The 22,642-nt window shown below is 51.3% G+C and carries 19 protein-coding genes; 10 read left to right on the top strand and 9 right to left on the bottom strand.

Annotated elements, in window-relative coordinates; all coding sequences use genetic code 11:
• Positions 1-12: 12 nt before the first annotated feature.
• Positions 13-1,188: a GGDEF domain-containing protein gene (locus tag ACO0K9_RS07570; protein ID WP_422983411.1), complete on the bottom strand. Its 1,176-nt coding sequence runs from the start codon at positions 1,186-1,188 to the stop codon at positions 13-15.
• A gap of 419 nt (positions 1,189-1,607) precedes the next feature.
• Between ACO0K9_RS07570 and ACO0K9_RS07565 the strand changes: the two genes are divergently transcribed.
• The gene (locus tag ACO0K9_RS07565) at positions 1,608-2,459 is read left to right on the top strand and encodes a rhodanese-like domain-containing protein (protein ID WP_422983409.1); all 852 of its coding nucleotides are present in this window, start codon (positions 1,608-1,610) and stop codon (positions 2,457-2,459) included.
• A gap of 104 nt (positions 2,460-2,563) precedes the next feature.
• On the opposite strand, the gene ACO0K9_RS07560 is transcribed toward ACO0K9_RS07565, so the two are convergent.
• On the bottom strand, positions 2,564-3,424 hold the full coding sequence (locus tag ACO0K9_RS07560; protein WP_422983407.1) for a C13 family peptidase: 861 nt from the start codon (positions 3,422-3,424) through the stop codon (positions 2,564-2,566).
• A gap of 612 nt (positions 3,425-4,036) precedes the next feature.
• A complete protein-coding gene (gene ychF / locus ACO0K9_RS07555) occupies positions 4,037-5,128 on the bottom strand; it encodes a redox-regulated ATPase YchF (RefSeq protein ID WP_422983405.1) in 1,092 nt (363 codons plus the stop codon).
• A 243-nt stretch (positions 5,129-5,371) separates the two neighbouring features.
• Between ychF and ACO0K9_RS07550 the strand changes: the two genes are divergently transcribed.
• Complete coding sequence (locus tag ACO0K9_RS07550; RefSeq protein ID WP_422983403.1) at positions 5,372-6,166, top strand: type IV pili methyl-accepting chemotaxis transducer N-terminal domain-containing protein; 795 nt, start codon at positions 5,372-5,374, stop codon at positions 6,164-6,166.
• A gap of 41 nt (positions 6,167-6,207) precedes the next feature.
• Here the strand turns inward: ACO0K9_RS07550 and ACO0K9_RS07545 are convergent, their stop codons facing one another.
• Entirely contained in the window at positions 6,208-7,581 is a 1,374-nt protein-coding gene (locus ACO0K9_RS07545; protein ID WP_422983401.1) for an MATE family efflux transporter, read from the bottom strand.
• A gap of 487 nt (positions 7,582-8,068) precedes the next feature.
• Here ACO0K9_RS07545 and ACO0K9_RS07540 point away from each other — a divergent pair, with 487 nt between their 5' ends.
• Positions 8,069-9,241 carry a glycoside hydrolase family 30 protein gene (locus ACO0K9_RS07540; protein ID WP_422983399.1) on the top strand — a complete coding sequence of 391 codons (1,173 nt, stop codon included), beginning with the start codon at positions 8,069-8,071 and terminating at the stop codon, positions 9,239-9,241.
• 119 nt (positions 9,242-9,360) lie between these two features.
• Here the strand turns inward: ACO0K9_RS07540 and ACO0K9_RS07535 are convergent, their stop codons facing one another.
• Entirely contained in the window at positions 9,361-11,046 is a 1,686-nt protein-coding gene (locus tag ACO0K9_RS07535) for an SgrR family transcriptional regulator (RefSeq protein ID WP_422983397.1), read from the bottom strand.
• Positions 11,047-11,187: 141 nt separating this feature from the next.
• On the opposite strand from ACO0K9_RS07535, the gene ACO0K9_RS07530 reads away from it, so the two are divergent.
• From ACO0K9_RS07530 to ACO0K9_RS07510, 5 genes are all read left to right on the top strand, one after another.
• Positions 11,188-12,495 (top strand): MFS transporter, encoded by a 1,308-nt coding sequence (locus tag ACO0K9_RS07530; protein ID WP_422983395.1) that lies wholly within the window; start codon positions 11,188-11,190, stop codon positions 12,493-12,495.
• 157 nt (positions 12,496-12,652) lie between these two features.
• The gene (locus tag ACO0K9_RS07525) at positions 12,653-13,576 is read left to right on the top strand and encodes an SPFH domain-containing protein (RefSeq protein ID WP_422983393.1); all 924 of its coding nucleotides are present in this window, start codon (positions 12,653-12,655) and stop codon (positions 13,574-13,576) included.
• A gap of 19 nt (positions 13,577-13,595) precedes the next feature.
• Complete coding sequence (locus tag ACO0K9_RS07520; RefSeq protein WP_422983391.1) at positions 13,596-14,051, top strand: hypothetical protein; 456 nt, start codon at positions 13,596-13,598, stop codon at positions 14,049-14,051.
• Entirely contained in the window at positions 14,051-14,266 is a 216-nt protein-coding gene (locus tag ACO0K9_RS07515; RefSeq protein ID WP_422983389.1) for a hypothetical protein, read from the top strand. Before ACO0K9_RS07520 ends, ACO0K9_RS07515 begins: the two co-directional genes overlap by 1 nt.
• Positions 14,267-14,328: 62 nt before the next feature.
• Complete coding sequence (locus tag ACO0K9_RS07510; protein WP_422983387.1) at positions 14,329-14,952, top strand: ACP phosphodiesterase; 624 nt, start codon at positions 14,329-14,331, stop codon at positions 14,950-14,952.
• A gap of 44 nt (positions 14,953-14,996) precedes the next feature.
• Here the strand turns inward: ACO0K9_RS07510 and ACO0K9_RS07505 are convergent, their stop codons facing one another.
• The 3 genes from ACO0K9_RS07505 to uvrA all read right to left on the bottom strand — a co-directional run bounded on the left by ACO0K9_RS07505 (position 14,997) and on the right by uvrA (position 19,797).
• A complete protein-coding gene (locus ACO0K9_RS07505; protein WP_422983385.1) occupies positions 14,997-16,100 on the bottom strand; it encodes a patatin-like phospholipase family protein in 1,104 nt (367 codons plus the stop codon).
• A complete protein-coding gene (pth, locus tag ACO0K9_RS07500) occupies positions 16,097-16,669 on the bottom strand; it encodes an aminoacyl-tRNA hydrolase (RefSeq protein ID WP_422983383.1) in 573 nt (190 codons plus the stop codon). Before pth ends, ACO0K9_RS07505 begins: the two co-directional genes overlap by 4 nt.
• A 188-nt stretch (positions 16,670-16,857) precedes the next feature.
• Positions 16,858-19,797: an excinuclease ABC subunit UvrA gene (gene uvrA / locus ACO0K9_RS07495; protein WP_422983381.1), complete on the bottom strand. Its 2,940-nt coding sequence runs from the start codon at positions 19,795-19,797 to the stop codon at positions 16,858-16,860.
• Positions 19,798-19,993: 196 nt separating this feature from the next.
• On the opposite strand from uvrA, the gene ACO0K9_RS07490 reads away from it, so the two are divergent.
• Entirely contained in the window at positions 19,994-21,178 is a 1,185-nt protein-coding gene (locus ACO0K9_RS07490) for an MFS transporter (protein ID WP_422983805.1), read from the top strand.
• Positions 21,179-21,255: 77 nt separating this feature from the next.
• Positions 21,256-21,750 (top strand): single-stranded DNA-binding protein, encoded by a 495-nt coding sequence (gene ssb / locus ACO0K9_RS07485; protein WP_422983379.1) that lies wholly within the window; start codon positions 21,256-21,258, stop codon positions 21,748-21,750.
• A gap of 115 nt (positions 21,751-21,865) precedes the next feature.
• Here ssb and ACO0K9_RS07480 read toward each other — a convergent pair whose 3' ends face one another.
• On the bottom strand, positions 21,866-22,459 hold the full coding sequence (locus ACO0K9_RS07480) for a hypothetical protein (protein ID WP_422983377.1): 594 nt from the start codon (positions 22,457-22,459) through the stop codon (positions 21,866-21,868).
• Positions 22,460-22,642 lie beyond the last annotated feature (183 nt).

The following is a 22,642-nucleotide window of genomic DNA, read 5'->3' as shown; positions in this document are numbered from 1 at the left end:
AGCAATAGCATCCTATGCGGGCTGGTGGGTTTCCGAATGCAAGGCAACCCGATTACGCCCGGCATTTTTTGCCCGGTACAGGGCATGGTCTGCTGCCCCAACCAGGGCAGTCAAGTCAGCACCTACAGTCAGTGAATCCGAGACTCCGGCACTCAAAGTGCTTTTCAGAATATCGTTTTTCCAATCGATGTGTAGCTCTGCATATAACAGGCGCACACGTTCGGCCAACTGTGCTGCCCCTCGCTCAACGGTACCGACCAGTAAAATACAAAACTCTTCACCACCGTAGCGGGCCAGGCAATCTTCACTTCGGATGACCGCATGCAGCAACCTGGCAAGACGACGCAAAACTTCATCGCCAGCCTGATGGCCATAATGATCATTGACGCGTTTAAAGAAATCCACGTCGATCATGATCACAGACAGAGGTTCGCCGGTTCTGACTGCCCGCGCCAGTAAACGACTTGCCTCATCTTCAAACCGACGTCGGTTCATTGCACCTGTCAGACTGTCATAGGAGGCTTGTTCATGTAAGTCTCTGACCAAACGGAAAGTAATTAACAATACCAGCGAGAGCGTGATGGCAAGTTGCGACAGACCGCCAAGGATAAGGAAGACAGGATTGATATCGCCTTGTGCAAATAGCCTGATGCCTTCAGCAGGTGTCAGGTAAATATTCATTGCCCTGAGCAGGCTCATCAATGCGATAAATGAAAAGGAAGCAGCAGCCAGACCATATGCTGTTTTAAGTGGCTGCGTGGTTTTCAATCTCAGGTTCAGTGCGCAAGCCGCAAATACACAACCGGCCAACAGGGAGTTGGCCAACAGCATGGTCCGCATGTCATTTTGTGCAACACTAAACCAAATGCTTTGCACCGTCATTTGCAAGCCTACCCATGCGCTTACCCAGTAGTTGCAGCGCTTTCCATTGAAGGCTTGAATGCCATTGTAGATAAAACCAAAACCGCAGCCTGTGACGAGTGGTATGGTGGCGAGAATCCACAATGGCCAATCCGGCGATAGTTGCGTGCTGGTGAAAATACCTATGAACATGCAGCAATGCCCCAGCGCCCACTGGCGCACGCCTCTGACATTATTTGCATGAAAACTGATGAGCGCCATCATCCCCGCACCCAGGAGGTTGATCCCGCTCAGCATTAGCATGATGGTTCGAACATCAAGTTTCATGTCGAACTCGCATCGATGATGTGTGGGGGATTCTTGTCAGGCAAATTTTCTCCGTGATGGGGACGCAGTCGGATGACGCAGGATAGCCAGAATAGCGCAAGCTCAAATTATTATATCTTAGAGGTCGTCGCAAACTGAACCAGGCGTTGTTACCTTGCCTCAATGTTTTGCTTGTACTGAGGTACTGTTTGTAGCGACCGTGTTCAACTGACGAATAGCTAATTAGCTTTGCTGCAATCTCTCAGTGGCAGAAATAAAAAAAGCCGCAAGTGCCGTGGCCTTTTAGCTGGCTTGATTCATATGAAAGTTAAATAATGTAAAATTACACCTAGGTTTGAAATGTCCTGTATTGCCAGCTATCTTGACGTAAAAAAATGCAGGGTCATCAAACTATGTGACCAATCTTATTATTCTCACACATGAAAATCTTCGTTACCCTGATGTTTTATTTTTGTGCGCTCAGCGCTGGCCATACCCAAAATCTCTGGCCGGATCAGATTGAATTGGGAAAGAGTGCCCAGGCCGGATTTGAAAAATACAAGGAACATAAGGCCAAGAAAGCCTTTGCCGTGGCTGCTGATGGCGCTTGGGGTACAGGTTATGGCCTGAGTACCGACATCCTCGCTATACGCTCAGCGCTGTCGAATTGTCAGCGCCATAGCAAGAGCAATTGCAAACTGTATGATCTTGATGATGATGCTTTCCAGGACAAATATGCACAGTTCCTGTCGCAATCTGAAATAGCGATACGAAATCTAAAAATCCAGGATGGTTATCAAAACTTTGAAAATGGCGATTGGTTATTGCCACCGGTGAAGCGGCTCCGCCCTGGCAGTGAAGGCTTTCACTACGCTACTCCAACCAGCATAGAAGGCATCAGAAACATCAGCACGCCGGAACTGGTAGAGAAACTGGGCAAAAAACAGATCAGCCTGATTGATGCGCTTGGCATAGATAATACCGGCATGACTTTGCCGTTTGCTATTTCTCTTGATGGTGCCGCCAATCTCGTTGATGACCCACAAGCCAGCTTCAATACAAACCTCGATGAAGATTTGCGTGCTGTCATGAAAAAAAATTTCCCGGAAAAGGAGGCTGCCATCGCGGTATTCTGTATTTCTGAAGAATGCTGGGTAAGTATCAATACGCTGCTGCGCATGAAAGATATCGGGTATTCCAATCTGTATTGGTATCGTGGAGGAATCGCTGCCTGGCAAGCGGCAAAATTACCTACGGTGAAAGCCGTACCATTATTGACAGTATTACGCTAAACCTGCCGCACCGTCAGAACCCAGGGCCCTCAAATGATGGCCCTGCTTCTTTGGGAGGGGAGTCTGATAGTTACGAAGTGATACTGGCCGTGCAAGCACCAGGCTCAGGGCTTTTGCAACCAGGACTTCAATGGCTGTTGCGCATAGGCTTGCATTTTTTCACCGACAAACATTTGCGGCTGTGAGGGGTCGTATTTCGCTTTTTTCTCGCGTTCGATAACGATTTCCTTGGTATGCTCAAACACCTGCATCAGGGTTTGCCCGGGGTCGAGTTTGCTACCGAACAAGGCATCAATGAAAAAAGTATTGTGCTCTAGCGCCTGGCAGCCATATGACACCTTGTTTTCTGCGGAAGCGGTCACGATGATTCGGTTCGGGGCTTTCAACTGAGAGATCAGTGAACCTGAATAACAGGAAGAAATGATCAGCACCGTGGGCAATTTTTCCAAAGGTAACAGTGCTGTTTTCAGATAGCGTGTCAGGATGGGCGCATATGCTTTTTTTCCAATTTCTACCGATACCAAATCTGTAAAGCCATGGCTGCTGAGTAATATGGCGACAACGTCACCCTGCTTGGCCTGGCTGGCAATATCTCTAGCGGTTTGGTCTATGCTGCCCAAGTGGGCAAAAGGAGCATCGAGCTTGTTCTGTTGTGGCTGATTGTCAAAGTTATAGCTGATCAGATCGGGATTGATTTCTGCCAACCTTTGCCTGGCCAGTTGTACATCACCCAGAAAAGCCTTGGAACCCGAATGCAAGCCAAAACCGGCAAACCAGACACGGTGATCGGTAATGGCATTTGCCATTTCCTGATTTTTCAGCCTTTGCTGTTCCATCAATTGATTACTCATTTCGAGCGCGTTGGCCTGACTGGGATCCAAGTCTGCACTGGCTGCCATCACCATGTTACCAAGAGAAAACGCAAGTAGGCCAGCCATCCAAAGGGACCAGGAAAGTTTGTTCATTTTTATCTCTACGCCACTTCTTTAAGCGATCAAACTAGCTATCATAGCATTTGTTAAAAAATGTGTCATGGCGAAGTGCAGGATATTTCGATACCAGCGTGTGTGAAAGTTTCACCAGCTCGGCAATCACTTCATGAGCAACAGGTGCAGGCAATGGGTATGAATACCTGCCCACTGGCCGGACAAAGCCTGGCCCAAGTTAATACTACAAATATTTGTAGGCTGCAGAACCGCCTTCGTGGTGCACTTCATAGAAGTTTAATGCTGCATTAACACGTAGTTCCATCAGACACTCTGCCTAACCCATTCCAATGTCCCATTGCCACCCGTTCACGAGCTTCCTCCAGTTGATCTATTTTTAAACATCACCTGAATTGAGCCGATCTTTATCAGGCGCGCTGAATTCCTTCCACCGGAGTGAAAGAAAGAGCAATCCCACAGTTTATTAGACTGTTATCGAGCCAAATGCGTTTGCCTGCCGGAATTGAAATATCTTGCCCAACATCTTGTTTGATCATAGAGTTTGGTGTGCTGCAAGTCTCCGCACCCACAAATAAAAAAGCTGCGGATGTCGCAGCTTTTTGTGAAACCTTCTCAACACATCGAGTGACGTCAGACGTTGAACAAGAAGTTCAGTACATCACCATCCTTGACCACATATTCCTTGCCCTCGGCGCGCATCTTGCCTGCTTCCTTGGCACCGGTTTCACCTTTGTAAGTGATGTAATCGTCGAATGCAATGGTCTGGGCGCGGATGAAGCCGCGTTCAAAATCGGTGTGGATGACGCCCGCAGCTTGCGGTGCCGTGTCACCGACATGAATGGTCCAGGCGCGGACTTCCTTGACACCGGCGGTGAAGTAAGTCTGCAAGCCCAGCAATTTAAAACCGGCACGTATCAGGCGATCGAGACCTGGTTCCTGCATGCCCATGTCGGCCAGGAAGTCAGCTTTGTCGGCGTCGTCCAGATCCGCGATTTCAGATTCTATCGATGCACAAATTGCCACGATAGGGGCGTTCTGTGAATTGGCATAGGTGGTCAGTTGATCCAGCAAGGGGTTATTGGTAAAACCCGTGTCGGACACGTTGGCCACATACATCGCCGGTTTCGCTGTGATCAGGCACAATGGCTTGATCAGTAACATTTCTTCTGCATCCAGGCCCAGCGCACGCACAGGCTTGGCGTCGTTCAGGGCAGGCATGATGCGTTCTAATACAGCCACCAGTTTGGTCGCCTCCTTGTCGCCAGAACGGGCTTTCTTGTTTTCACGATGGATGGCTTTTTCTACCGTACCCATGTCGGCCAGCGCCAGTTCAGTCTGGATAACTTCGATATCGTCCAGCGGGCTGACCTTGCCTGCTACGTGGATGACGTTGTCATCTTCAAAGCAGCGCACCACATTGACGATGGCGTCGGTTTCACGGATGTGCGCCAGGAACTGATTGCCCAGGCCTTCACCTTTGGAGGCACCAGCCACCAGGCCAGCGATATCGACAAACTCAACGATAGCGTTCTGGATGCGTTCAGGCTTGACGATGTCGGACAGTTGTTTCAAACGTGGATCAGGCACTTCAACCACACCCACATTCGGCTCTATCGTGCAGAAAGGATAATTTTCTGCCGGTATGCCTGCCTTGGTCAGCGCATTGAACAGTGTGGATTTGCCGACGTTAGGCAGGCCGACGATGCCGCATTTGAGACTCATGATGTTTTGCCAGTTGGATTTGATTAACCCGCTATTTTACTGGAACTGGCCGCCTTGCTGACTGATTCCGCAATGAATACCCCGAAATAGAATCAGCTGTCGCATCCGGATGAGGCACAAAGCTCACTGTTTTAGACAGGGGATAAGTACATCCGCCATATTTTGAGGCGATTTTTATCAAAAAAACAGGTATGAAATTTGCTCTAAGCTATATGAAACCAACAAATGTACAGGAGCAACAAAATGGACAGACGTGGATTTATAGGCAAAAGCGTGTTGGCGGTGGGCAATCTGGCGGTCATTACCTATGCCATTGCCCAGGTCATCAACCTGAACGAGGCCATTAACAAGTCGGGCAAGCAACGCATGTTGTCACAGCGTCTGGCCAAGGCCTATTTGCAAATGGGGCAGGGCATCGAGGTCGAGCAGTCAAAAAAGATACTCGACACATCCCTCACCAGTTTCGAGCGGCAATTGGGGGAATTGAAAACCTTTGCGCCCACTCCCGACAACCGGCACATGCTGGCAGAAGTGGAAAAAAACTGGCTGCTGTATAAAAAGGTATTGCTGGAAAAAGCCCCTAATCAACAGGATGCCAAAGTCATCATGGTATTGAATGAAGAAGTGCTCAGCCTCGCGAACAAGGCCACTGTGCAGCTGGAAGCCTTTTCTGGCACGGTCATGGGGCAGTTGGTGAACGTATCTGGCCGGCAGCGCATGCTGTCGCAAAGAATGGCCAAGTTTTACCAGGCACAGCAATGGGGAGTGGCACCACCGGATGTCATGGCCAAGCTGGAGGCAGCACGCAAGGACTTCGTTGCCGGCATGGCGACCCTGCAAGCGGCATCTTCCAACACTGCACGCATTAAGGATGAGTTGGCCCTGGCGCAACAGCAATGGATGTTTTTTGATGATGCATTGCGCCAGATTGCAGAACCCAAAAATGCGCGTCAATATGCCGTCAATGTGGCCACGACCAGCGAAAGAATTCTCAGCACCATGGATGGCATTACCAGCCTGTATCAGCAACTAAGCTGACGCTTTTGTGCCTGAGCAGCGGACGCAGCATCCTGCAAGCTTCAGCCAGCTTGCAGGATACGTCTGCTGCTCAGGCGTTGCAGGAACAGGGTCAGCAAGATACCGGCAATGGTCAGGCCGAGTACCAGGCCTATCCAGAAGCCGCGTGCTTCCATTGCCTGTTGTGGATGCCCTGGCATCCATTCTGGTGCCAGGCCCAGCAGGCAGCCCAGCGGCAATGCAAAGCCGTAAAAAGCCATGAGGTGTATCAGCATTGGTGTGCGTGTCACCTTGTAGCCGCGTATGGCGCAAGATGCAGTGACCTGTGCGGCATCCGACAACTGAAAAATCGCGGCATACAATAACAACTCTGATGCCAGTGCCTGTACCGCCAGATCCGACGTGTAGGCGGCGGCAATCTGGTCACGCATCAACATGATACCCAGCGCCGACAAGACGGCAAAGGCCATGGACAGCGCAAAACCTACCCAGGACACAAAGCGCGCCCGCGTCGGGTCACCCTCACCCAGTGTCTGACCAACACGGGTGGTCAGGGCGATACCCAGACTCAACGGCACCATGAATACCAGAGAAGAGAAATTCAGTGCAATCTGGTTGGCAGAAACCGGCACCACACCGAAGCGGGCAATCAGCAGGCCGACCGCACCAAAGGCAGATACCTCGGCAAAATAAGTGATACCTATCGGCAGGCCCAGCCGCAGGGTGGAACGTATCTCTGTCCAGTTGGGCGCTTCAAAATGGGTGAAGGGGAAGGTGCTGTGATACACCTCAGAACGACGCATCCAAAAGATCATCGCACCCAGCATCAGCCATAACCCGACACCGGTCGCCAGTGCACAGCCGGTAGAACCCAGTTTCGGGAAACCCAGGTGACCATAGATGAATAGCCAGTTGACTACAATGTTAAAAGACAGGCCACCCAGTGCAATCATCATCACTGGCTTGGTCTGGTTCAGGCTGGTGGTGTAACCATACAGCGCGCGATACATGGCCAGGGCCGGCATGCCGATGCTGATAACATGCACGAATTGCGATGCCTTGGCATTGATGGCGTCATCTAGTTGCAGGTAATTGAAAATCAGGGTGGCAATATTCAGCAGCAGGCAGGCAATCAGGCCCACGCCCAGGCCCAGCCACAAAGACTGGCGCACCATATGCGGTACACGTTCATGATTTTCTGCACCGACTTCATGTGCAATCACGGTGTTGACTGCCATCATGATACCCATGACGGTCACCAGTATGATGGCCCAGACATTGGCACCCAGCGAAACCGAAGCCAGGGCATCCGCACTCAGGTGGCCGGTCATGGCCACATCTGCCACACCCATACCCACGGTCGCAAGCTGGCCTATCAGGACAGGCCAGGCAATATTCCAGAGAGCGGCAGCTTCAATACGGATACGGGTTTTCATGCGGGGACAAACAAATCAAATAAGAATGCGGACCAGCATCTTACCGTAGAAAAGAAATATGCTGCTTTACACCTTCGATGGAGCTGGCTGAGTTGGTAATAATTGGAAAGTTGTACTCTGGTAAGTATTCAGATAATATCCGCCGTTAGAACCTGTTTGCGATCTTACTGCGCGAGCGTGATCGGGGCTCATGCGCTGCTCAAAATGCTCATGTACTTAAGTACATTCCGCTTTTTGCGCTGCTCTTCACCCCGCTGACGCTCGCTCGCTACAGATCGTAAACACGTTCTTAGATAAATTCAGTATTTTGAGCTGGGAAAAATAATCCGGCCGTCACTGGAATGGGAAGCCGTAGTTTTACCCGGTGTTATGGGGAAACTAACTGTATTAAAAGTGTTATATCAATATAAACTTAATATGGAGACTTCTTATGAATACGTTTTTATCAATGAAAAGATCTTGTTTTAGCCTTCTGGCGAACTTGTTCTTGCTACTACTCAGCGTCAATGCGCTTGCGCAAACCGTCGATATCAATCCCAATACCAACTATCAAACCATGCGTGGATTTGGTGGATTCAATGGTGCGGGGTGGATAGACGATCTCACCAGTGCCCAGGTTGACAGTGCTTTTGGTACTGGCACAGGGCAGATCGGTTTATCGATCTTGCGCATGCGGATAGATCCTTCAAACAGCAACTGGCAAAGACAGGTGCCCACCGCCCAGTTGGCCAAGGCCAAAGGCGTGACCCTGTTTGCGACACCCTGGTCGCCGCCAGCCTATATGAAGACCAATAATAATCTTGTTTCGGGCAGGCTATCGCCGACTTACTATCCGGATTATGCGACGCACCTCTTGAATTTTGCATCCTATATGGAATCGAGTAGCGCCGCCTTATACGGAATTTCTGTTCAAAATGAACCTGATTGGGATCCCACCTATGAAGGCTGCCAGTGGAATTCTACAGAGTTCATTAATTTCCTGGCGGCGCAAGGTTCACGTTTCGGCGCGCTGAAAGTCATGACACCAGAGTCCTTGAATTTCAGTAAAACACTGGCGGACCCGATACTCAATGATGCGAATGCTGCACCGCAGTTTGACATTGTTGCCGGCCATCTTTATGGCGTCAGCCCCAGCGATTATCCACTCGCGCGTAGCAAGGGAAAAGAGCTGTGGATGACCGAGCATTACACTGATAATTCTGATGCCAATGACTGGACCAAGGCCATGCCTGCCGCGCTGGAATTACACAACAGCATGGTCGCCAATTACAGTGCGTATGTGTGGTGGTATATCCGCCGTTCCTACGGCCTGATCACAGAAGACGGCAACGTCAGCAAGCGCGGCTATATCATGTCGCAATACGCAAAATATGTACGCCCTGGATATACGCGTATTTCAGCGACGGAAAAACCTTACTCGGATGTGTTCGTCACCGCTTACAAAAATAGTAGTGGGAAAATAGTAGTGGTGGCAATCAATAACGGTACTTCGCAAAGACAGGTCAAACTGCAATTGAGTACAGGGAGCGCGGCCTCTTTCGTGAAATACAGAACATCGTCCAGCTTCAATAATGAATACGCTGGTCAATATACGGTTACCAGTGGTTTGGCTACTGCTTATATTGATCCGGGTAGCGTCAATACATTTGTCAGCCAGTAAGCATTAACACCTTTTCTGAAGAGCCTTGTACCGTTTTTTTCATACTTTCTTCAGTTTTTTTAAGACTGCACCACGATCCTGAACTTGCGGTCGTGGTGCTTTTATTGATGGCATGAGTTCTACTGTCTAAGCCACATTTCATCGAACGAAACAAAGCCAAATGGCGTCATCCTGACACCGGCCACATGCGGGGCAATGCGGACTTGCTGGTTTTCATGTGAAATGGGTATCAGCCAACCTTCCTGCACCAGGCGTTTTCCTATGCGGGCATAGGCCAGCATGCGACGCTTGCTGTCGGCTAGTGTCTTGATTTTCATCAGATCAATGTCTATCGGTTTCAGGGCGGATTCCGGCATCCAGCGACGGAACACACTGTCAGCGGCAAACCATTCATAGCAACCAAAATCCTGATCGTCGTGCATGACTTCACGGGTGATCACCAGATCAGTATCTTTCATCCAGTCACGCGCAAGCAATTGATCAAACGGCAGGCTGGTCCAGATAACATGCACCCCGCCTGCTTCCAGTCTTTGCTTGATGGTTGCCGCAAGGTCCAGCATTTCAGGGGTCTGGCCACTGACCATGCGTAATTTGCAGCCGGCTTTGAAACTGCTGCACCTGGTTTTTTTCGCGACACGGTGTTTCCAGATCGCCAGCAAGCCGGATGCTGCTTTTCTGCTGCGCTCATTCGTGTCAATCAGCATGTCAGGTGACAGCCAGTCGGCCAGTGCCAGCCTTTGTTCCACTGTTTTGAAAACGCTGCGCGAGGGATTGCAGATAATATAGGTGCAGCCCGATTCTGCGCCCGCTACGGTTTGCTTTTTCGTGCAGTCTTCATTGGTATAACCAAACTGCAAATCAAATCCGGATGGGCCGGATGGTGGTGGCAGCATCCACAAATCGATTTCATCCAGCAGAGGGCGTTCGCGATAATAATCCTTGAATGCCTGCAAAGTCAGTTGGTAAGCGTTGTGGCGTATCAGGCGGAATGCACCGCTGCCTATGGGAAAGCGGCCAAAATCGGCAGCGCGCTGGCGTGGCACGATGGATGAATTGGCGGTCGCCATGCAATGTGGCCACAACTGGTCACTGTGATCCAGGTAAAAGCTCACACGCTGGCTACTGCCGGTTTGTATCTCGCGCAAATGCCGGTATAGCGACTGGTAAATGGCTGACTGTTCACGCAATCGCAAGAAGCTGGCGCACACGTCTTCCACCCCCAATTCGCTGCCATCATGAAAGCTCAGTCCCGGGCGTAGCCAGAAATGCCAGACAGTCGCATTTTTCTCGCTTTCCCAATGATGGGCAATGGCAGGCACCAATGTATTTTGTTGATGATCGAAGGTGGTCAGGCGTGAAAAAATCTGGCGTACCAGATGCGCTTCCAGACGCCCGTGTACTTTTAGCGGGTCAAGGTTTTCCACCTTGCGAAACAGCGGCATGCGCAGGCTGCGACAGGCACTGTCTGGCACACCCAGATAGTCTGGCAAGCGTGTTGCCAGTTGCTGACGCTGGTTATCATCCAGACTGGCAAACGCCTGTTCCAGATCACCGCGTGCCAGAAAGTGTGACAGGTGATCAAGCGCCAGACTATCTGGTGTCTGCAAAAACTGTAGATGCGAATGGTTGCCACGTCCGCGCCCCGCCTGCCAGTCTAGCCAACCACGCTGCTGCATTTTCGCCAGTAGATTGCGCATATTACGTTCACTGCAATGCATGGCTAGTGCCAGCGATGGCAGGCCTGGTTGCTGGTCATGGTGCTGCAGGAAAGCATGCAATTTGCGGTATTGATCGAGTAATTTCATGGCGGAGAGTCTATCTGGATGTCGGCGCAATAAAAGAGGAAAAATTTTTTTAAATTATATCCATTTTTTGTTTCATCTTTTTTTACCATACTCATGGATATCAGTAATTCCCCGGTTTTGAACGCTCAAAAAAGGAAGATGATGTCCCGCTTTCCCGTTGCCGTGATACGGCTTTTATTCAGTTCATTTGTCTTTGTCATGGGGCGCGCAGTCGCTTTGCCTTTCATGGCACTGTATTTGAATGAGCATTTGGGTATCAACCCGCAAATGATAGGCTGGGTCCTCGGCGGCAGCATTTTCTGTTCAACGCTATTCAGCCTGTATGCAGGTTATCTGGCGGACCGGCTCAGCAAGAATTTTCTGATGAAACTGGCTGGCATTGTGGTTGCAGTGTGTACGGCTTCCTTGACGATTGCACCGAATGCATTTGCTGCCTTGCTGGTCCTGATATGCATAGAGTCGGCGTTGACACTGCGTAGTATTTCACTGAAGGCGATGTTGGCCGATTTATTGCCGCCAGAGCAAAGGCCGAAAGCATTCTCGCTCAACTATATGCTGATCAACGTGGCTTTTGCCCTTGGCCCTTTGCTGGGTGCATGGCTGTTTGCCATCAAGATATCTGGCCCTTTATGGCTTGCTGCGAGTTTTTCTTTGCTGGCATCACAGGTACTGGGCAGGCAAGCCATGGCAGCCACCATAGCAACGACAGCATCAGAAGCCAAACCCAATCCCGCCGGGTTCAAGGCAACCATGCAGGTGTTGCGAAGCGACCGCCGCCTGATACTGTTCACCATGGGCAGCGTACTGACATCGTTCGTGTTTGGCCGTTTTGTCTCAGGTTATCTGTCGCAATACCTGATAATCGGTCAGGGTACACAGGCGACCGCACAGTTGCTGCCATTTATTCTCATTACCAATGCGGTAACCGTGGTGAGCTTGCAATATCCCGTGGGCAAACTCATGCAGCAAAAAAACCTGTTTCGCTGGGTAAGTCTGGGTGCCATGTTATATGCCGTCGGTTTGCTGGGTTTCATGCATGCCAGCAGCGTTGTGGGCTGGGTGCTGGCAACGCTGATATTCACCGTAGGTGAAGTCATCGTTATCCCGTGTGAATACATGTTCATCGACATGATAGCCCCAGCTGACAAACGCGGAAGCTACTACGGGGCGCAAAGCCTGGCCATGTTCGGTGCTGCACTCAATCCGGTGGTCTGTGGATACCTTTTGGTACATTTTCATAGCGACGTCATGTTCTGGGTATTGATATCGGCCAGCATGTTGGGTGTATTGATGTATTTTGCCGGTACGCGCAGCAAACCTGTTGCGAAACCATTACCTGAAGTGGACGCCGGGCCAGAAGCTTGCGCACAGCAAGCTGGTCTTTCAGCACTGGCTGCCAGCAAACATTTTGGTAGCAACCGCGTGAAAAACCTGTTTCCCCTAAGCTGAATCCAGGCCAGCACGCTAAGGTCTTTAAAAGGCGACCCGTATGCCGGGTAGCCTTTTTGTCATTTCCTGGCAATTTCCACTTTTCCTTGACATTCTCATGATCTCGCCCTAAAGTGATATCACTTTGATTTCAAAGTGCCATCTATCAGGAGAAAGTATGAGTACTACCTCAGTGTCAGCGACTGCTAAAAAATTAATACAAGAGCGCTCGCGCCCATCGCTAGACGGTTATTTCATGATTGTTGTTGGTCTGCTAGATGTGGCAGGCGGTGTCTATAGCTTAATCGGCCTGTTTGGTGTGGGTGGCGACCCCAGTGTGCCGGGGGTATTGCTACGTCTGGCTATTGTGGTGGTAGGCATTTTCATATTGACCGGTTTGTACATGCTGCAACCGAATGAAGCTGCTTTATTGTCACTGTTTGGACAATACAAGGGAACAGATCGCAGCGAAGGCCTGCGCTGGGTGAATCCTTTTTATTCCAAACGCAAGCTCAGCCTGCGCGCCCGCACGCTGAACACGGCCGCTTTGAAGGTGAATGACAAACGCGGTAATCCGGTTGAAATCGGCGCTGCCATCATCTGGCGCGTGCAGGATACGGCGCTGGCCATTTACAATGTCGATGATTTTGAACGCTTTGTCTACATACAGGCGGAAGCAGCAATACGTCATCTGGCCACGCAGTACGCCTATGACGATGGCGAAGATCTTGCCGAGGGCGAGACTACCCTGCGGGCGGGCATGGATGTGGTTGCCACTGCCATGCGTGACGAATTGCATAAGCGCTTCACTGCTGCCGGTATTGATGTGGAAGACGCCAAGCTGACCCATCTGGCCTATGCAGCAGAAATTGCCCAGGTAATGTTGCGTCGCCAGCAGGCAGAAGCCATCATCAGCGCCCGTAAGAAAATTGTGCACGGCGCAGTCAGCATGGTGGAAGCTGCACTGCAAGGCCTGTCAGAACGCAAGATATGTGAACTGGATGATGAAAGAAAAGCGGCCATGGTCAGCAATTTGCTGGTGGTGCTGTGTTCCGACAAGGAGACCCAGCCTGTCATCAATACCGGCACTTTATACAATTAAAAGCTAATGGACCAAGCATATGCAACACCCTATTTATGTGGAAAGACAGTTATTCAAGTTTTTATGGATATTCATGCCATTGATGAGTTTGTTTAACTTGTGGATGGAGACGCATGCGATAACCCCCCGGGGATCATTGTTGCCATTCATTGTACTGCTGATTAATTTGCTGGTATTGCTGGCACTGGGTAGCCTGACCATACGGGTGGATGCTACCCATTTGTCCTGGTGTTTTGGCTGGCTCGGCTGGCCGGTGTGGAAGGTCGCACTGGCTGACATCGAGGTGGCGGGGCCTACCAATACCAGCTTTCTGGATGGCTGGGGCATACGCAGGACCAGGGAGGGCATGCTGTATAACGCCCACGGCAAACAGGCGATACGGCTTGGCATGCGTAATGGCAAAAGCATACGCCTGGGTACACAAGACCCGCAACGTTTGCTCAGTTACCTGACCCCGCGTCTGAACGGCAGATAATGGCCAGCCCCGGGAAAAAATCCTTCCCCCTGCGTATCGATCCCGTGTTGTGGAACGAGATCGAACGCATGGCGGCCCAGGAACTGCGCAGCGCCAATGCGCAGGTTGAATATCTGCTAAGGCAAGCGCTGCAGCAGCGCGGCAGGCATATTCCTATGCCGGGCAGGGCTGATGATGACGACGATGCAACCCAGGCCGATACCGAAGGGCCGTAAGCTTACGCTGCCGCCGCTGTTCGGCAGCTTAGTCCAAAGCGGGGTAAACTCCGCTTGACCCTATGAACTATCTCGCCCACATCTTCCTGGCACAACAAAGCGACCAAGCCATGCTTGGTGCCCTGCTGGGGGATTTCGTCAAAGCCAGTGACACAGCACGCTATGCACTGCCCATACAGGCCGATATCATCCTGCATCGCAAGATAGACAGCTATACCGACAGCCATCCGCTGGTGCTGGATGCCAGGCGGCTGTTCCAACCCCAGCACCGGCGCTATGCAGGGATCTTGCTGGATGTGTTTTATGACCATGTGCTGAGCCAGCACTGGTCGCGCTACTCCGACGCACCCATGCAAGATCTGATCGCCCGCTTCTACGCTGCCTTGCAGGCGCATGAAAACATCTTGCCAGATAGGCTGCAACGCGCATTGCCGTATATGGTCAGCCAGGACTGGCTGGGTTCTTACCAGGACTTTGCCGGCGTCGATATCGCCTTGCGCCGGGTGTCGCAAAGACTGTCAAAGAATGGTCATCTCTTGCGTGAAGGTATCGCTGACCTGGAAACCCATCATGCAGCCTTGTCAGCCGGTTTTCTGGAGTTTTTTCCTGAGCTGATTGCCTACGTGGCAGAGCAACGGCAGAACATGGCCCTGGTCTTGCCATCATCCGTCATGATGTCAACGTAGATGTTACACGCACGCCGCATTGCACATCAAAAAATCAGCGCACATCAAAAATTCAGCGGTATGACCTGGCCCATATCTGGCTTGGCTACAAATGCAGCAAAGTCGTCGCGTATGCGGCTGCTTTCCGAAATCGCGAGTTTCCAGTTCAGTATGCGGAAATCGTGGTCGGTGCCATAGTAAAAAAAGTCTTTGCGGTCTGGCAGTTTGCTGCGTGACAGGGTTCTCAAGAATGCCGGTGACGGTGCGATCATCAGCACATTGTCCAGCCATTCGCGGTTTCTGCCCAGACCGGCGCGGCGCCAGGGCAGGGGCTTGTCCAGCCAGCCGGGTACGATATGGTCAGTGAAATGCGGGTACAGCACCAGGCCGCCATCCTTGTCACCGGCAACGCGCGAATACGGCAGCGCCAGGTGGTAATCGATAATGCCGCCATCCCAATAATTGCCAGCTGGTGCGTGTGGAATATGCTCTACCGGCTCCATGATCAGCGGTAGTGTGCCCGAAGCCAGCAGGGCAGGGGCCAGATTGTCTTCTGTCAGCTGGCAGAAATGCGTGTCAAAACTGTCAAAGCGCGCCTTCAGCCAGAACAGCGGGTCGCGCATGTCACCCACCACCACTCTGTCCAAATGCTTTGCAAGACGCGAACGTGAAGCCAGATTGGCAAAACTGGCTGCCACAAAACCGGCCTTGGCCTTGTGCCGGGATTTGGGCGCATTCAGCAAGCCGCGACCACGTCCGGCCAGCAAATGTAATCTGTGCAGGGGTTGATGCACGATGTGCGATTCATGACCACCGATAAAGGCATGCAGCAGTTGTTGTATTTCTCGTGTGACGTATTGGGCCGTCGGTTTTTCTGGATAACGCTGTTCACAATACAAATCACCCAGGCGGGCAAAGGCGGCTACCGGGTCTGCCTGGCTGGCTGCTGCCATGCGCCAGGCACCAATGGATGCACCTATCAGCGTGCGTTCACGCGGAGCGGTTGGCAACCATTCACCAAAAATCCATTGATCCAGCGCTTGCAGTATCAAGCCCTTGGGGCCACCTGCTGCAGCGGGAATGATGGCCACATCCTGCGCCCGCAAGCCATGCTCGCGCAGATGGTCAAAGGCCTTGCGACCTGCATGAATTTGGATGGCCGAGTTCATTTTGTGGTGTGTAGTTGCATCATCGCTTCCGGGAATTTTCCGTCTATCAGCAAGGGTAATACATCCAGGCTCCTGGCGATCGCTTCATCGATCAGGCTTAGTTCTTCCTTACGCGGACGATGCAGTACAAAGTCTGCCACACCCTGTTGCAGGTTCAGGCTGCGCGGGTGGCCTATGCCTATGCGCAAGCGCCAGTAATCCTGGGTACCAAGTACGGCAGTGATATCCTTGAGACCATTATGCCCGCCGGAAGAACCACCCTGTTTAAGTTTTGCAACACCCGGCAGCATATCCAGTTCATCATGCACCACCAGTATTTGGTCTGGTGTGATTTTGTAAAAGCGACACAGAGCACCTACCGATTGGCCAGAACGGTTCATGAAAGTCTGCGGTTCCAGCAACCAGACTTCATGACCGGCGATGCGGGTCTTGCCAACCAGCGCATTAAAATTCTTGTCCCTCTGCAGGTTGACCGGCAACTGGTCGACCAGCCAAAAACCCGCATTATGGCGGGTTTGTTCATATTCGGGGCCGGGGTTTCCCAGGCCAACTATCAGGCGTATGCTCATGGTTGCGGCAGATTCTTTTATCGTGTTTTGCTGCGGCATGCCGCGACGGATTAAATTCTATTATAACCAAGCACTGTTGCGTATCCGCAAATGTGGATTTGGGGCAGCTCTTTGTGAACTGCTTCACCCATTAAAAAGCCGTATTTCCCGCTAAGGAAATACGGCTTTTTGACTACGCCAGAGTATGACTATTTTGATTTTTTCAACAAAGGCAACAGGTATTTACCAGTGACGCTGTCCGGATTGGCCGCCACTTCTTCCGGCGTACCGGTAGCAATAATCTTCCCACCGCCAGCACCGCCTTCAGGGCCCAGATCTATCAGCCAGTCAGCCGTTTTGATGACGTCCAGATTATGTTCAATGATGACCAGTGTATTACCCTGGTCACGCAGCTTGTGTATCACCTTCAGCAGCAGGGCAATATCGTGGAAATGCAGACCTGTGGTTGGTTCATCCAGAATGTACAGGGTGCGGCCAGTGTCACGCTTCGACAATTCCAGCGACAGCTTCACACGTTGTGCTTCACCGCCCGACAGCGTGGTCGCACTTTGCCCCAGGCGTATATAACCCAGACCCACATCCAGCAGGGTTTGCAATTTGCGGGCGATGATGGGGACCACCTTGAAGAATTCAAACGCATCTTCCACCGTCATGCCCAGCACTTCATTGATGTTCTTTCCCTTGTAATGCACTTCCAGGGTTTCGCGGTTATAGCGTTTGCCGTGGCAGACATCGCAAGGCACATACACGTCCGGCAAAAAGTGCATCTCGACCTTGATCACGCCATCGCCCTGACAGGCTTCACAACGACCGCCCTTCACATTGAATGAGAAACGGCCTGCACTATAACCACGTTCTTTTGCTGTTGGTACCGTGGCAAACAGATCGCGTATCGGTGTGAACAAGCCGGTGTAAGTGGCAGGGTTGGAACGTGGGGTACGACCAATAGGTGCCTGGTCGACAGAAATGACTTTATCAAAATGCTCCAGACCGCTGACATGGTCAAACACAGCCGGTTCGGTTTGTGAACCATACAAGTGGCGCGCAGCGACATGGTACAGCGTGTCGTTCACCAGCGTTGATTTGCCGGAACCAGACACACCTGTCACGCAAGTCAGCAAGCCAACCGGCAGTTTCATCGAGACTTTTTTCAGGTTGTTGCCACGCGCACCGGCAATCAACAATTGCTTGGCAGGGTCAGCCTTGGTACGCTTTTTAGGCACAGCAATTTCCAGGGCGCCACTCAGGTATTGCGCTGTCAGCGAACGCTTGTTGCTCATGATGTCTTCCAGCGTACCCTGAGCGATAATTTCGCCGCCATGTACACCCGCACCCAGGCCCATGTCCACCACAAAGTCGGCGCAACGTATGGCATCTTCATCATGTTCCACCACCAGCACGCTGTTACCGATATCGCGCAAATGCTTGAGTGTATCGATCAACCTGTCATTGTCACGCTGATGCAGACCAATCGACGGTTCATCCAGCACATACATGACGCCAGTCAGGCCAGAGCCAATCTGCGATGCCAGACGTATGCGCTGGGCTTCGCCGCCGGACAGGGTATCGGCACTGCGTTCCAGCGACAGGTAATCCAGGCCGACATTGTTGAGGAAAGTCAGGCGGGCCGTGATTTCCTTGATGATGCGGTCGGCGATGTCGCGTTTGGCACCGGTCAGTTTCAGGTGTTCAAAGAAATGCAGGGTTTCACGCAGCGGCATGGCGCTGATATCGTAAATTGCTTTCTCTTGCTTGCCGGTGCCGACCTTGACGTAACGTGCTTCTATGCGCAGGCGTGCACCGTCACAGGACGGGCATTGCTTTTCATTGATGAACTTGGCCAGCTCTTCCTTGACGGCCATCGAATCGGTTTCGCGATAACGGCGCTGCAGGTTGGTGACCACGCCTTCAAAGCTATGTTCCTTGATGACGGTGCGACCTTTTTCATTGATATAGGTAAACGGTATCTGCTGCTTGCCCGAACCATACAAAATGATTTGCTGCGCGGATTCTGGCAATTGCTCGAAAGCGGTGTCGATATCAAATTCATAGAAGGCTGCCAGGTTGGACAGCATCTGGAAATAAAACTGATTGCGCCTGTCCCAACCCTTGACGGCACCACTGGCCAGCGACAGGTTAGGGAAGGCGACTATACGTTTGGGATCAAAAAATTCTATATGCCCCAGGCCATCACATTCCGGGCAGGCACCCATGGGATTATTGAAAGAGAACAGGCGTGGTTCCAGCTCTTGCAATGAATAACCGCAGATAGGGCAGGCAAATTTGTTCGAGAATAATTGCTCGTGATTGCTATCCATATCCACAATCAGGGCGCGGCCATTTGCCAGGCGCAGGCAAGTCTCGAAAGACTCTGCCAGACGCTGCTTGATATCCGCCTTGACCTTGACACGGTCTACCACGACATCAATCGTATGCTTCTCGGTCTTCTTCAGTTTGGGCAGGTTATCGACTTCATATATTTTGGCGTCATGCGTGCCGCTCTGCACGCGAAAGCGCACAAAACCCTGGGCCTGCATCTGCTCAAACAAATCCATGTGTTCACCCTTGCGGTTGGCTACTACCGGTGCAAGGATCATCAGCTTGGTATCTTCCGGCATGGCCAGCACGGCATCCACCATTTGCGATACAGATTGCGCCGCCAGCGGGTTCTCTGGATGGTCCGGGCAATACGGCGTGCCGACGCGGGCATACAACAGACGCAGGTAATCATGGATCTCGGTGACGGTACCGACCGTGGACCGCGGATTATGCGACGTGGCTTTTTGTTCGATGGAAATTGCCGGTGACAGACCTTCGATCAAGTCCACATCTGGTTTTTCCATCAGTTGCAAAAACTGGCGTGCATAGGCTGACAGTGATTCCACATAACGACGCTGGCCTTCGGCATACAGCGTATCAAAAGCCAGAGAGGATTTACCTGAGCCAGACAGACCGGTGATCACCACCAGCTTGTTGCGCGGCAGGTCAAGGCTGATATTTTTCAGGTTGTGCGTGCGGGCGCCGCGTACGCGTATCAAGTCCCGCTTTTGCGCCAGCTGAATATCAGTGGTATCAAAATCGATTTCTGCGGGTTTAGCCGCTTTTGCTGCTTTTGTACGTGTGGTCATGGTATTGGAGCTGAATTTGGGCCGGATTGGAAGAAGTAGGCGTGCAACCTGATACTATAACGGGTTTTGAAAATTACCGTGGGCTCGTCTTTGCTTTATGTAAGCTAAATAAGCTAAATTGATTAGGCGGGTTTTGAATATGACTATTGCAACACCTTCAGATGCTTCTGCGCTGAATGAAATGGACCCTGTCGGCATGAGCCGGCAAGAAATCAATGCCAGTACTTCGCTGGCATCCATCTTTGCCCTGCGCATGCTGGGCCTGTTCCTGATCTTGCCGGTTTTTGCCATTCACGCCAAGACTTTGCCGGATGGCGATAACGCCAGCTTGATCGGTCTGGCCATGGGTATCTATGGACTGAGCCAGGCATTTGGGCAGATACCGTTTGGCATTGCCTCAGACAAGTTCGGACGCAAGCGCATTATCGTGATTGGCCTGCTGTTGTTTGCCATCGGCGCTTTTGTTGCCGCATCGGCAAGCACGGTGGTTGGTGTCATCATCGGGCGGGCCATCCAGGGGGCAGGGGCGATTTCTGCCGCCATTACCGCCCTGATCGCCGATTCTACGCGCGAAGAACACCGTACCAAGGCCATGGCCATGGTCGGCGGCTCTATCGGTCTGACCTTTGCGTTTTCGCTGGTGGCTGCACCTCTGTTGTATCAACGCATAGGCATGGGCGGCATTTTTGCCATGACCGGCGTGCTGGCCCTGGTCGGCATTGCCGTCGTGGTGTTTGTGACACCAGATGCCCCCGCCATCCGCCACGCGCCTGTACCGTTTTCTGTCATTCTTAAAAACCGCGAGCTGATGCGCCTCAATTATGGCGTGTTTGCCCTGCACATGACACAGATGGCCATGTTTGTCGTCGTGCCTTCTGCGCTGGTGCAATATGCCGACTTGCCGGTAGCAGCCCACTGGAAAGTCTATCTGCCGGTGATGTTTGCCTCTTTCATCGCCATGCTCCCCGCCATTTTCATCGGTGAAAAATTTGGCAAAATGAAACAGGTTTTCGTCGCAGCGATTGCTTTATTGCTGGTGGTAGAGCTTGGCTTATGGCAATACTTGCAATCTCCAGCCATGCTGGTAGGCTTGCTGTTTGCATTTTTTATGGCCTTTAATATCCTGGAAGCCTGCCAGCCTTCACTGGTGTCACGCATTGCACCGCCTTCAGCCAAAGGCGCGGCGCTGGGTGTGTACAACACCTTGCAGGCGATTGGGCTGTTTTGTGGTGGGGCAATCGGCGGCTGGCTCAAGCAAAGTTTCGATCCGTCATCAGTTTTTGTTGTTAGCGCCGTGTTGACCGCAGCCTGGCTTATAATCGCTGTCTACATGCCGAATATACCGAAACGCAGCAAGGCTGCCGCGCCGGTACAGGCTTAAAGCTTAACAGGCCGGGTCAGCCAGGGTTGACCAGGTCAGTGCCTTACATATTGAATCAGGAAAAATAGGAGAACTACATGGCATCTGTGAATAAAGTCATCATCGTCGGCAATCTGGGGCGCGACCCCGAAACACGTTATATGCCAAGTGGTGACGCCATGACCAGCATCACCGTGGCTACCACTGACAGTTGGAAAGACAAGACCAGCGGCGAAAAGAAAGAACAGACCGAATGGCACCGCATCACCTTTTTCGGCAAGCTGGCAGAAATCGCCGGCCAATACCTGAAAAAAGGCTCTCAAGTCTATGTAGAAGGCAGTCTGCGCACCCGTAAATACACCGACAAAGATGGCGTAGAAAAATACGCGACCGACATCAAGGCAGACAGCATGCAAATGCTGGGCAGCCGCCAGGGCATGGGCGGCGGCGCACCGATGGATGAAGGCTACGGTGGTGGTGGCGGAGGTGGCGCACCAGCACCACGCCCACAGGCAGCACCACAGCAACGCCAGGCACCAGCATCACGCCCGGCACCGAATTTCTCGGATATGGATGATGATATTCCGTTTTAAGAACTAAGGCTTTGTCGTACAAATATCCTGTCCCACTTCTTTTATGAGAAGTGGGATTTTTTTTGTCAAAGATATGATTTAGTTAATACCTATGTAATTGAGCTAAAACTTGAAATTACTTCAGTATTCGGCAGATACGATTTTGTAGATGTTTTTTGACCACGTCAAAGTACCGAGTACCATTATCTATTTCAACTGCCCCACGTAAATCGGAATGAAGTTCAATATTTACTTTGATATTGGCTTTCTCCAGTGTTTTTTTAATTTCGCATAAGGCACTAAGTCTTCCGGCCAACCAAAAATTGTTGTCTGGCGATGTCATGTAGATGACATCTTGCAATCTGCATTCGAGTTTTTGCCTTAAGTTGATTAAAGCACTTTTATCTCGTTTGTCGAAAGCAGGGCTGAGGATGTAATGATTTCCTTTAGCATTTATCAGATCGTACTTATCCACCAAATAGCTTTGCCAGCCCTGTCCACTACCCACGGTCTCTACCTCTCCAGTAAAAACGTCTACCAAATGTGCACTTACGCCGACATAACAACGTTCCTCCATTCCACGAAGGACATAGTCCGCACTATTTGCGCGAACGACCCAATAGTCATTGCGGGGTGAAAGTACGCAAGATTGAATCACAAATTCATTCGCTTCTCTTCCTTGATGGCAAAGACGAAGAATGATTGTTTGAGCATCTTCAGCTGTAATCATAAATTGATGTTAATGATGATCAATGACGTGGCAAGTTATTTCGATTGAATAATCGTTCGATAGGTCATGATGAAGAGCTTATCAGATAAGGTACTCACTTTGATCGGTCTTTAGCGGATTGCGATTCGGCTGCAGACTGAATTTTGGTTATTTAAAAAATATTACCTATCGTCGCCGGGTACA

The organism is Undibacterium sp. Ji50W (assembly GCF_049340445.1).
Lineage (GTDB): Bacteria > Pseudomonadota > Gammaproteobacteria > Burkholderiales > Burkholderiaceae_D > Undibacterium.
Note: the sequence above shows the minus strand (reverse complement) of the source record. Positions and strands in the feature narration are given on the sequence as shown.